This is a genomic window from Streptomyces sp. NBC_01446 (assembly GCF_026340095.1).
Taxonomy (GTDB): domain Bacteria; phylum Actinomycetota; class Actinomycetes; order Streptomycetales; family Streptomycetaceae; genus Streptomyces; species Streptomyces aureus.
In genome coordinates, this window is record NZ_JAPEPO010000001.1 from 4,463,850 (window position 1) to 4,475,673 (window position 11,824).

The 11,824-nt window shown below is 73.3% G+C and carries 7 protein-coding genes; 3 read left to right on the forward strand and 4 right to left on the reverse strand.

Annotated elements, in window-relative coordinates; all coding sequences use genetic code 11:
* Positions 1-34 precede the first annotated feature (34 nt).
* A complete protein-coding gene (locus OG456_RS20145) occupies positions 35-2,080 on the forward strand; it encodes an ATP-binding domain-containing protein (protein ID WP_266562928.1) in 2,046 nt (681 codons plus the stop codon).
* Between the two features lie 13 nt (positions 2,081-2,093).
* Here OG456_RS20145 and OG456_RS20150 read toward each other — a convergent pair whose 3' ends face one another.
* The gene (locus tag OG456_RS20150; protein WP_266562930.1) at positions 2,094-2,789 is read right to left on the reverse strand and encodes a copper homeostasis protein CutC; all 696 of its coding nucleotides are present in this window, start codon (positions 2,787-2,789) and stop codon (positions 2,094-2,096) included.
* 127 nt (positions 2,790-2,916) lie between these two features.
* Positions 2,917-3,864, reverse strand: a complete 948-nt coding sequence (locus OG456_RS20155) for a hypothetical protein (RefSeq protein ID WP_266562932.1) — start codon at positions 3,862-3,864, stop codon at positions 2,917-2,919.
* A gap of 181 nt (positions 3,865-4,045) precedes the next feature.
* Between OG456_RS20155 and OG456_RS20160 the strand changes: the two genes are divergently transcribed.
* Positions 4,046-6,322 carry a cation-translocating P-type ATPase gene (locus OG456_RS20160; RefSeq protein ID WP_266562934.1) on the forward strand — a complete coding sequence of 759 codons (2,277 nt, stop codon included), beginning with the start codon at positions 4,046-4,048 and terminating at the stop codon, positions 6,320-6,322.
* A gap of 56 nt (positions 6,323-6,378) precedes the next feature.
* On the opposite strand, the gene OG456_RS20165 is transcribed toward OG456_RS20160, so the two are convergent.
* The gene (locus OG456_RS20165) at positions 6,379-8,031 is read right to left on the reverse strand and encodes a DNA repair helicase XPB (RefSeq protein WP_266562936.1); all 1,653 of its coding nucleotides are present in this window, start codon (positions 8,029-8,031) and stop codon (positions 6,379-6,381) included.
* A 116-nt stretch (positions 8,032-8,147) separates the two neighbouring features.
* Positions 8,148-10,667: a helicase C-terminal domain-containing protein gene (locus tag OG456_RS20170; protein ID WP_266562938.1), complete on the reverse strand. Its 2,520-nt coding sequence runs from the start codon at positions 10,665-10,667 to the stop codon at positions 8,148-8,150.
* A gap of 141 nt (positions 10,668-10,808) precedes the next feature.
* Between OG456_RS20170 and OG456_RS20175 the strand changes: the two genes are divergently transcribed.
* Positions 10,809-11,822, forward strand: coding sequence for a hypothetical protein (locus OG456_RS20175; RefSeq protein ID WP_266562940.1), 1,014 nt, complete (start codon positions 10,809-10,811; stop codon positions 11,820-11,822).
* Positions 11,823-11,824 lie beyond the last annotated feature (2 nt).

Below are 11,824 nucleotides of genomic sequence, written 5' to 3' on the forward strand. Positions count from 1 at the left end.
GTAACCGAACCCCCGGAGCCCGGAGGCATAGCCCGTGTCCCTCGACGACCCGCTCTCCCGCGAGCGCGCCCACCTAACGTCGTCCCGTGCCGCCCTGCGCGCCATGCGCGAGGACGTGGAATCCCTCGACATCGCCGACGTCACCGCGAACTGGGTGAACGCTGCCGTTCTGCAGCGCCAGATCGACGACCGGATCAAGGCCCTGGCCGATCTGTCGCACACCCCCTTGTTCTTCGGGCGGCTCGACTACCTGCACGCCCCTGGTGCGGACCAGGCCGAGGGGGCCGAGGGGGAGCGGTTCTACATCGGGCGGCGGCATGTTCATGACGCGGTGGGCGATCCGATGGTCATCGACTGGCGCGCCCCCGTCTCGCAGCCCTTCTACCGCGCCTCGAAGAAGGACCCGATGGACGTCGGGCTGCGGCGGCGGTTCGGTTACACGGGCGGGGATCTCACCGCGTACGAGGACGAGCGGCTGTCCGACCCCGCCGAGGCCGAGGTCGTGAGCGCGCTGCTCCAGGCCGAGATCGAGCGCCCCCGCGTCGGACCCATGCGCGACATCGTCGCCACCATCCAGCCCGAGCAGGACGAGATCGTGCGCAGCGGGCTCTCGGGGTCCGTGTGTGTCCAGGGAGGGCCCGGGACCGGGAAGACCGCCGTCGGCCTCCACCGTGTCGCCTACCTGCTCTACGCCCACCGCGAGCGGCTGGCCCGTACCGGGACCCTCGTCATCGGGCCGAACCGGTCCTTCCTCCACTACATCGAGCAAGTGCTGCCTGCCCTCGGCGAGTTGGAGGTCAAGCAGGCCACCGTCGACGACCTCGTCGCCCATGTGGAGGTGCGGGGCGCCGACGGCGCGGACGCCGCGGTGATCAAGGGTGACGCGCGGATGGCCGAGGTGCTGCGGCGGGCCGTGCGCTCGCACATCACGCTGCCCGTGGAGCCCGTCGTGGTGGTGCGCGGGTCCCGGCGCTGGCGCGTGCCCGCGTGTGAACTCGAGGAGATCGTACGGGAGTTGATGGGCCGGGACATGCGGTACGGCGCCGCCCGCGACGCCCTTCCGCAGCGCATCGCCCACGCCGTTCTCGTACAGATGGAGCGGTCGGGCGAAGCCCCCGACGACCGTGTGCAGGACTCCGTGGCCAGGAACACGGCCGTCAAGGCCGCCGTGAAGGTCCTGTGGCCAGCCGTCGATCCCGCGAAGCTCGTGCTGCGGCTGCTGTCCGACGCCGAGTTCCTCGCCGAGCACGCGGAGGGTGTGTTCAGCGAGGACGAGCAGAAGTGCGTGCTGTGGGAGCGGCCGGCGCGCAGCGTGCGGGCCGCCAAGTGGTCCTCCGCCGACGCGGTGCTGATCGACGAGGTCACCGATCTCGTCGCCCGTACGCACTCCCTCGGGCATGTGGTGCTCGACGAGGCACAGGACCTCTCGCCCATGCAGTACCGGGCCGTCGGGCGGCGCTGCACCACCGGGTCCGCCACGGTCCTCGGCGACCTCGCGCAGGGCACGACGCCCTGGGCCACGCGCAGCTGGGCCGAGGCGCTGCGGCATCTGGGCAAGGAGGAGGCCGTGGTCGAGGAGCTGACCGTGGGATTCCGCGTGCCGCGCGACGTCATCGCCTACGCGTCCCGGCTGCTGCCCCACATCGCGCCCGGCCTCGCGCCCGTCTCGTCCGTCCGTGAGAACCCCGGCGCCTTCGAGGTCCGGGAGGCGGCGAACGGGGCCGACGACGTGGTCGTCGCCTGCGAAGAGGCGCTGGAGCGGGAGGGGTCCGTGGGCCTCATCGCAGCCGACGCCCGCATCCCGGCCCTGGCCGCGGCCCTCGCCGACGGCGGGCTCACCTACCTGGGCCCCGGCGAGGAGACCAGCGCGCAGACCCGCCTCACCCTCGTGCCGGCCTCACTCGCGAAGGGCCTCGAATACGACTACGTGGTCCTCGACGAGCCCGCCGCCGTGGTCGACGGCGAACCCGACGAGCGGACCGGACTGCGTCGCCTGTACGTGGCGCTGACCCGAGCCGTCTCCGGGTTGGTGGTGGTCCACGCCGCGGAGCTGCCGGAGCAGCTCGGGGGAGCGCTGTAGGGGGCCGGGGGCCCTACAGCCCCGCGTCGACCGCTTCCCGCCATGTGCGGACCGCGTCCGTCGACACCGGGGCCGTCCAGCCCTGGGGGCGGGCCGCGCCGCCGATGTGGAAGGCGTCGATGCCGGCCGCCTTCAGGCGCGGCAGGTGGTCGAGGCGCAGGCCGCCGCCGACCAGGATCCGCTGCTCGTAACCCGGTTCGCCCGAGCGGGCCGCCTCCGCCGCCAGGACGTCGAGCCCGGCGTCCACGCCGTCCGGCGAACCGGCCGTCAGATACGTGTCGAGGCCCGGCGCGTGCGCGAGCTGCTTGCGCAGGGCGTCGCGGTCGGCGGCCCGGTCGATCGCGCGGTGGAAGGTCCAGCGGCAGCCGTCCAGCTCCGCCGTGATCCGTTCGACCGCCGCGAGGTCGGGGCCGCCCGCCGGGTCGAGGAAGCCGAGCACGAACTCGTCGGCCCCTTCCGCGCGCAGCCCGCGCGCGGTCTCGGCCAGCGCGTCGAGGTCGCCCGCCGCGAAACCGTCCGCGAGCCGGATCATGACCCGCAGCGAGATGCCGACGGCCGCGCGGATCCGGCCGAACGTCTCGTGCGACGGGGTGAGCCCGTCCGCCGCCATGTCGGTGACCAGCTCAAGCCGGTCGGCCCCTCCTGCCTGGGCCGCGACGGCGTCCTCGGCGCCGAGCGCGATCACCTCCAGGACTGCACGCTTGCTCATGGGACCCCTTTGTCGGTTACGAAGGCGGATGCGGTGGCGGCCGGGCCCCCGGCCTGTCGTCACAACAGGGCTAGAGGTCTAGTCCAATAGGTCAGCCTACGCGCAGACGGCCCGCGCCGACAGGTGATCAGTGGCCGTGCTCCTTTGGGTGATCACCCGCGCTCTTCCCGGCGTGCACCGTGAATTCCGCCGTCCGCACGGTGCCGTTGTGCTTGAAGTCCAGGAAGAGGCGGTACGTCCCGGTGCTGGGCGCCGTCGCCGTGAACGACACCTCCGGCCCCGGCTCGCCCTTGTTCGGGTGCACGTGGAGGTACGCGAGGTCGCCGGAGCGCAGGGCGACCAGGTGCCCGTACGAGCCGAGGTAGGGCTGGAGGTCGGTGACCGGCTTCCCGTTCCTGGCGACGCTCAGGGTCAGCTCGCTCGCCGATCCCGCGCCGAGGCCGCCGCTCAGCCGCACCTCGTAGCCGTCGCCGGCGCCGGCGGTCCGGGAGGCCGCCGGAAGGTCCCGGGGTGCGTACTTTCCGGCGACCGCCAGGTCCGCCCCGAGGGTGAGACCCTCCTTCTCCGCCTGCGGGGTGAAGTCGGCGAAGACGCGGTAGCCGCCGGCCTTCGGCAGCTCGACCGGTGTCTTCCAGGTGCCGTCGGCCGCGCGGGCCGGGTGCAGATGGCGGTAGACCGTGAGGTCCCGCGAGGCCACGATCAGGTGCAGCTGCTTGCCGTGCTCCGTCCGGTACGCGGTGACCTTGCGGCCTGTGTCGTCCTTGGTGATCGCGAAACTCAGCTCGGTGCGCTCTCCGGCGGCCGCGATGTGTCGGGTCCGCAGGTCGAGCGTGTAGCCGCGCTCGGAGATCTGCAGCCCGCCCGGGACGGCCGCGGCCCTGGCGTCCGATGTGCCGTGGCCGGCGTGCCCGTCCTGCGCCTCCTGCGCTTCCTCCGCACGTCCTCCCCCCGCGTGCCCTGCCGTCTTCTGTTCGCCCGCGGTGACGGGGTCCACGCCCTTGCCCACCCCGTACGCGGTGCCGAAGGTCGCGGCGACGGCGGCCGCGAAAGCGGTGATCTTCAGTCCGGTCTTCATGACGGCTCCTGGTGTGCGGACGGTGTCGGTGTCCGGTGGCTGATAGCCCGACCATACCCCCAGGGGGTATGAAGTCAAGTGGTGGGAACGCTTGCGTCGGATACCCCCCATGGGTATAGATTGGATCTCGTGAGCGATACCCACCCCGGGTACCGGAGCAGACCGCAACCGAGGAGGCCTCATGTCGGCGCATCCAGCCGCCACCGCGCCCTCCGCCGCCCAGGCGGCAGAGGTGGAACTCGCCATCGGCGGCATGACCTGTGCCTCGTGCGCCGCCCGGATCGAGAAGAAGCTGAACCGGATGGACGGCGTGGAGGCGACCGTCAACTACGCGACGGAGAAGGCGAAGGTCACCTTCGCCGACGGGGTGGCGGTGGCCGACCTGATCGCCACGGTCGAGGCCACCGGGTACACAGCCCAGGAGCCGCCCCGGACCGTCGAGGAAAAGGCGGAGGAAGCGGAGTCGGACGCGTCGGCCGACCCGCTCGCGCCGCTCCGGCAGCGACTGGTCACCGCCGTCGCACTCGCCGTGCCCGTCGTGGCGATGGCGATGATCCCCGCCCTCCAGTTCGAGTACTGGCAGTGGCTGTCCCTCACGCTGACGGCGCCCGTCGTGACCTACGCGGCCTGGCCCTTCCACAAGGCCGCCTTCACCAACGCGCGGCACGGCGCCGCGACCATGGACACCCTCATCTCCGTCGGCACGTCGGCCGCGTTCCTCTGGTCGGTGTGGGCGCTCTTCTTCGGAACCGCCGGCGCGCCCGGCATGACGCACGCCTTCGAGCTGACCATCGCCCGCAGCGACGGCGCCGGGAACATCTACCTGGAGGCCGCCGCCGGAGTCACCGCCTTCATCCTCGCCGGGCGCTACTTCGAGGCCAGGTCCAAGCGGAAGGCCGGCGCGGCACTCAAGGCCCTGCTCGAACTCGGCGCCAAGAACGTCACGCTGGTGCGCGAGGGCGGACGGGAAGAGACCGCCCCCGTCAGCGAGTTGAAGGTCGGCGACCGGTTCCTCGTACGGCCCGGCGAGAAGATCGCCACCGACGGGGCCGTGGTGGAGGGCGCGTCCGCCGTGGACGCCTCGATGCTGACCGGTGAGTCCGTGCCCGTGGAGGTCGCCGTCGGGGACGCCGTCACCGGCGCGACGCTGAACGTCGGCGGACGCCTCGTCGTCGAGGCCACCCGCGTCGGCGCCGACACCCAACTCGCCCGTATGGCGCGCCTCGTGGAGGACGCGCAGAACGGCAAGGCGGCGGCGCAGCGCCTCGCCGACAGGATCTCCGCCGTGTTCGTGCCGGTCGTCATCGGGCTCGCGCTGGCCACGCTCGGGTTCTGGCTCGGCAACGGCGCCGGGATCACCGCCGCCTTCACCGCGGCCGTTGCCGTCCTCATCATCGCCTGCCCCTGCGCCCTGGGCCTCGCCACACCGACGGCGCTGATGGTCGGCACGGGGCGCGGCGCGCAGCTCGGCATCCTCATCAAGGGCCCGGAGGTCCTGGAGACCACGCGCGCGGTCGACACGATCGTCCTGGACAAGACCGGAACGGTCACGACCGGCCGGATGACGCTGCTCGCCACGCATGTGGCGGATGGCACGGACACGGGCGAAGTCCTGCGTGTCGCGGGGGCGCTGGAGCACTCCTCGGAGCACCCGATCGCGCAGGCGATCGCCGACGGGGCCCGCGAGAAGGTGGGCGAGCTCGGCGTCGTCGAGGACTTCGCCAACCTTCCCGGGCTCGGCGTGCAGGGCGTCGTGGACGGCCACGCCGTACTCGTCGGCCGCGTCAGGCTGTTGGGCGAGTGGGAGATCCGGCTGCCGGTGGAGCTGGAGCGGGCCAAGGCGGAGGCCGAGGCGGCGGGGCGTACGGCCGTCGCGGTGGCCTGGGACGGGGAGGCCAGGGCCGTCCTCGAAGTCGCGGACGCGGTGAAGGAGACCAGCGCGGAGGCGGTACGGCGACTGCGGGGCCTGGGCCTGACGCCCATCCTCCTGACCGGCGACAACGAAGCCGTGGCACGCTCGGTGGCCGCCGAGGTGGGCATCGACGAGGTGATCGCGGAGGTCATGCCGCAGGACAAGGTCGACGTCGTCAAGCGGCTTCAGGGCGAAGGGCGTTCCGTGGCCATGGTCGGCGACGGCGTCAACGACGCGGCGGCCCTGGCACAGGCCGACCTGGGGCTCACGATGGGCACGGGCACGGACGCGGCGATCGAGGCCGGCGACCTGACGCTGGTCCGCGGCGACCTGAGGGCGGCGGCCGACGCGATCCGCCTGTCCCGGCGGACGCTGGGGACGATCCGCACCAACCTGTTCTGGGCGTTCGCCTACAACGTCGGCGCGCTGCCGCTGGCCGCGGCGGGCCTGCTGAACCCGGTGATCGCGGGAGCGGCGATGGCGTTCTCATCGGTGTTCGTCGTGGGCAACAGCCTGCGGCTGAGGAACTTCAGGCCGCAGGCGTAGGAGCAGGCAAGCAGGGCCCGTCCACCCACGGTGGACGGGCCCTCACCCTTGACCGTTCAGCTGCCCTGCCCGCCCGCGAGGAGCTCGTCGGCGTCGATGATGCGGTACGCGTAGCCCTGCTCGGCGAGGAAGCGCTGACGGTGGGCCGCGAAGTCCTGGTCGATGGTGTCGCGGGCGACGACGGAGTAGAAACGGGCCTCGTGCCCGTCGGCCTTCGGGCGCAGGACGCGGCCGAGGCGCTGGGCCTCCTCCTGCCGGGACCCGAACGTGCCGGACACCTGGATCGCGACCGTGGCCTCGGGCAGGTCGATGGAGAAGTTGGCGACCTTGGACACGACGAGGACGGAGATCTCGCCGTTGCGGAACGCGTCGAAGAGCTTCTCCCGCTGGGCGTTGCTGGTCTCGCCCTTGATGACCGGGGCGTCCAGATGCTCGCCGAGCTCGTCGAGCTGGTCGATGTACTGCCCGATGACGAGGGTCTGCTCGCCCTGGTGCTTACGCACGAGGGCTTCCGTCACCTTCCGCTTGGTCGCCGTCGTGGCGCAGAAGCGGTACTTCTCCTCGGCCTCCGCGGTCGCGTAGGCGAGCCGCTCGCTGTCGGTGAGATTGACGCGCACCTCGACACAGTCGGCGGGGGCGATGTAGCCCTGGGCCTCGATCTCCTTCCACGGAGCGTCGAAGCGCTTGGGCCCGATCAGCGAGAAGACGTCCGACTCGCGCCCGTCCTCACGCACCAGCGTCGCGGTGAGGCCGAGGCGCCGCCGGGCCTGGAGGTCGGCGGTGAACTTGAAGACGGGCGCGGGCAGCAGATGCACCTCGTCATAGATCACGAGCCCCCAGTCGCGGGAGTCGAAGAGCTCCAGATGCGGATAGATGCCCTTCCGCTTCGTGGTCAGGACCTGATACGTGGCGATGGTGACGGGCCGGATCTCCTTCTTCGTCCCGCTGTACTCGCCGATCTCGTCCTCGGTCAGGCTCGTCCGCTTGACCAGCTCGTGCTTCCACTGCCGGGCGGAGACGGTGTTGGTGACGAGGATGAGCGTCGTCGCCTTGGCCTCGGCCATCGCGCCGGCGCCCACCAGCGTCTTGCCGGCGCCACAGGGGAGCACGACCACGCCGGACCCGCCGTGCCAGAAGCCCTCGACGGCCTGCTTCTGGTACGGGCGCAGCGCCCAGCCGTCCTCCGCGAGCTCGATCTCGTGCGCCTCGCCGTCCACGTAACCGGCGAGGTCCTCGGCGGGCCAGCCCAGCTTGAGGAGCGTCTGCTTGATCTGGCCGCGCTCCGAGGGGTGCACGGCGACGGTGTCGGCGTCGATGCGGGCGCCGACCAGCGGGGCCACGCGCTTGGAACGGAGGATCTCCTCAAGGACCGGCCGGTCCGTGGTGGTCAGGACGAGACCGTGCGCCGGGTGCTTGGAGAGCGTGAGACGCCCGTACCGGTCCATGGTCTCGGCGATGTCGACCAGGAGCGCGTGCGGGACGGGGTAGCGGCTGTACTCGACGAGGGCGTCCACGACCTGCTCGGCGTCGTGGCCGGCGGCCCGCGCGTTCCACAGGCCCAGCGGCGTCAGCCGGTAGGTGTGGATGTGCTCCGGGGCGCGCTCCAGCTCGGCGAAGGGCGCGATGGCGCGACGGCAGGCGTCGGCCTGGTCGTGGTCGACCTCCAGGAGCAGCGTCTTGTCACTCTGGACGATGAGCGGTCCGTTCACATGTATCCCTTCCACCGCGCTCCGCGAGGCGCGGGGCCAAACGTCCAGTGTGCCGCATGGCGCGTACGAACCGCGTACGGTCGGTCGCCGACGGGACGGGGGCACGGACCCCGGCGTCAGGCCTCGGCCTCCAGCTCGGCCACCCCGGTCACCCGGTGCAGCGGATACGTCCGGACCTCGTCCGCGGTGTGGTCGTACGCGGTGACGAACCCGCCCTCCACCCGGATCGGGGCGATGACGCGCTGGCTGGCGGAGCCCTCCGCGTTCACATAGCCGATCCACACGGCCTCACCGGTCAGGACGGCCGCCTGCATCGTGGCCAGCGTCTCCGCCGCGCTGGTGCGGGGAAGCGCCCCGCTCTGCTCGCCCGGCGCGTGCTTGCGCGGGGTCGTGGAGGCGAGGTCACCCGCGCGGATCGCGCGCACGGCGGCGGTCAGGAGTGTGCCGTCCGGAACCGGCGGCCCCTCCGGGACGGGCTCGGGGGCGGTGCGCGGCCCGGTACGGCGGGCATGGGCGCGAGTGATCAGCACATCGCCCTCGGGACTCTCCGCGGCGGGCGCGAACCCCATCTGCCGCAGGCCCTCCAGGAGCGCCGCCGGATCGGCCTGCGCGGCGAGGACGGTCGGCGCGAGCCGCCGCAGGCGCAGGCCGGCCGAGCGCTTGTCGGCGAGGATCTCGCCCAGGAGCAGGTCGTCGTCGCAGCGCACATACGCGGAGGCGGCGCCGATGCGCAGATGCCCGTGCTTACGGGCCACGTCGTCGATGAGGTACGCGAGAGGCTGCGGCACCGGCGTACGGGAGTGCGTGTTCAGGAAGTCGTGCAGGTCGGAGGCGGTGCGCCCGGAGTCGAGGGCGCGCCGTACGGACCCCGGCGTGAACCGGTAGACGGTCGCCCCGCCCTTGGACTCGACGTCGGCGAGGACGGAGAGCGCCTCGGCGAGCGGCCGTTCCAGGGGCCCGGGGGCGACGGCGGTCAGGTCGGCCTGAAGAAGGACATGGTCCAGCGGCTCGGGCAGCAGCGGCGCGAGCAGAGCGACAGCGGCCGCCTCCGCCGAAGCGGCGGCCGCGCCCCCGCCGTCAAGAAGCGTCCGCCCGTGCTCGGACAGGGCACCCCGCCCGGTGACGCCGAGCAGCTCCGCCTCCGTGAGGGTCCACCGGGCGATGCGGGCGCGCAGGTCGTCGGGGTCACCGGCGTCGTCGGAGGAGGCGGCGGCGCCGCGCAGGGGCCGCTCCCAGCGGAGCCGGGCGAGCAGGGTCTCGGGGTCCGGGGAGGCACCCTCGGGGAGCTCGGACAGGAGCGCGAGGACGCGGCGGCGGACCTCGGGAGCGGCGGAGCGGTCGAGGTGCGGCCCGAGCACGGAGAGGGTGCGCCCGGCGGCGGAGACGGCACCGTCACGCCCGCCGACCAGGCCGGACGTGCGGGTGGCGGGGAACCAGGCGGCGACGAGCCGGACCCAGCGCTCGGCGGCGGGCTGCTCCAGCCAGTTGTCGTAGGCGGGCGTCGCGGCGTACTGCTCGTCGGCCTCGCCGTCGGGGGCGATGAGCCCGGCGGCGTAGGCGAGTTCGACCCAGAACGCGGCGAGGGGCTCGGTGGTGTCGAGGGCGGCGGCGGTGCGCTTGAGGTCCCGCACGCTGAGCCCGCCGGCCCGGAGGACGGCGGGCCCGCCCTCGTCCCAGTCCTTGAGGAGCTCCTCGACGGTGGCGAGCGCGGTGTAGGCCTGCCCGGCGGCGGTCGCGTTCACGACGGTGGCCCGGTGGGTGGCGGCCGGGTCGACGGCGGGAGGTACGGGTTCCAGGGCGCGGTGGGCGCGTCCGCCACGCAGATGGAGGGCGGCCTCGCGGGGCAGGACGACGGTCCCGGGAGCCGTGGGCAGCAGGAGGCCGCGGTCGAGGAGCCAGCGCAGATGGGCGGCGGGTTCGGCGGTGACCTGGCCGTAGGGCGGGCCCCAGACGAGCCGGGAGAGGACCTCGACGGCGTCCGCGGGCGCTTCGTCGAGGAGGGCCGACATGCGGGGCCGGTCGGTGAAGAGCGCGGTCAGCGAGGCGACGGCGGAGACCGGGTCGTGCGTGGAGGGAAGGCCCGCGGCCGTCACGATCTCCTGGATACGGCCCGGGGACATGCCCGCGGTGGCCTCGGCGACCGTCGGGCCGAGGCCCGTGGGAGAGGGCCGCTGGGGCGCGGGGGCGAGCAGCTCACGGGCGGTGCGCACGAGGCGGAGCCGGTCGTCGGGCCCCCAGAGCAGGGCCTGTTCGCGCAGGGCGGCGACGGCGTGCGGCAGGGCCGCGGAGACCGTACGGGCGTCCACGCCCGCGTCGTCGCCTTCGTCGCCGGCGAGCAGGGCCAGGAGCGTGCCGTACGTGGTGGGTTCCGGGGCGACGGCCAGCGCTTCCGCGGTCTGGAGCGTGAAGCGGTCCAGGTGTTCGAGCGCGCGGATCACGGAGGCGCGGGTGCCCGCGCGGGTGGCCAGCTGGGTGAGGTCGCTCGGGACGGGACTGAGCAGATCGGGGCGGGCGCGCAGCAGTGCGCCGAGGGAGGCGTCGTCGCGGGCGCGCAACGCCTCGGCGAGGGACCGGGGGGCCGTACTCCCCGCCCCGCTCCCGTCCTCGGCGGCGCGGTCCGGCTCGTGAGTGCTCATCCGGGCCACGGTAGCGCCTGACCGGCCCGGCGGGCTGCGGCCCCGCTGGGCCCGGAAGAGGCCCCCGGTGCCCGGCCGGGCACGGTAACGTCGTAAAACGGGTGAACGAACCGTCAACACCACCACCCCGGAGGGGACTTCGTGGGGATCGAGAGCGATCAGCTCGTCTTCGACTATCTGAGCCGGGTCGGCGACCTGGCCCAGCAGCGTCAACTGCCCTCCGGCACCCGGATGCGCCTGGTGTCGGAGCTGCGCAACGAGATCGAGGCGCGGCGCGCGAAGACGACGGTGGACAGTCCGGCGGCGGTGCGCCGGATCCTGGAACGCCTCGGCTCGCCGGACGAGGTGGTCACGGGCGCGGGCACGGGCCGCGGTGCGGCGCAGCCGGAAGCGCCGCGGGCGGCGGTGCCCGTGCAGCGGTCGAAGGAGCAGCGTCCCAAGGAGCCGCGCCCGAAGGGCCTGCGGCGCATCGTGCCGGGCCCGCGCGCGGAGCCGCAGGAGGACGAGACGTCGCGGGACGCGCCGTCGCCGCCGCATCTGGCGGGGACGGACGAGCTGGGGGCGCCGGGTTCGGAGCCGGACTGGTGGCGGGTGGACAGCAGCCCGTTCGGAGTTGCGGACAGCGTGCCGGGGTTCGTGGGCGGCGTGGAGATCCCGGAGATACTCAGGCCGCCGGGCAAGGGCGACCCGCGACCGCCCAAGGCACGCCGGGCCGGGGCCGATACGGACGAGGAACTCCCGGACGACGAGCGGGAGACGGGAACGGGGAAGGGAACGGAGGAGGCGACCCGACGGCGCCGCCTCCCGTCCCTGCCCGGCTGGTCGAACCCGCTCCTGCTGCTCGCCGCCGCACTCCTGGTCGCCGGCGCGGTCATGGGCAACTGGTTCGCGCTGGGCCTCGGCTGGATCATCGCGTACGCGTCGCGGCGGCTGAGCGAGGGCGAGTCGAAGGCGGCCGTGCTGTGGCTGCCGGGACTTGCCGTGGCGGCGGGGCTCGTGTGGCTGTGGGGCCGTAACACCGGACGGTGGGGCGAGCCGATCGCGGACGGGCGGATGAGCGACGCGATCAGCACGACGTGGCCGTGGGTGGTACGGGGTGCGGCCGTCGCCTCCGCCCTCTTCGTGGTGTGGAGATCGCAGCGGCAACGGCCCTGACG

What these genes read in the sequence shown, in the direction of transcription:
- OG456_RS20150 (WP_266562930.1), bottom strand. Translation starts at nt 2,789, where the DNA reads ATGAGCAAGCGTGCAGTCCTGGAGGTGATCGCGCTCGGCGCCGAGGAC.
- OG456_RS20155 (WP_266562932.1), bottom strand. Translation starts at nt 3,864, where the DNA reads ATGAAGACCGGACTGAAGATCACCGCTTTCGCGGCCGCCGTCGCCGCG.
- OG456_RS20160 (WP_266562934.1), top strand. Translation starts at nt 4,046, where the DNA reads ATGTCGGCGCATCCAGCCGCCACCGCGCCCTCCGCCGCCCAGGCGGCA.
- OG456_RS20170 (WP_266562938.1), bottom strand. Translation starts at nt 10,667, where the DNA reads ATGAGCACTCACGAGCCGGACCGCGCCGCCGAGGACGGGAGCGGGGCG.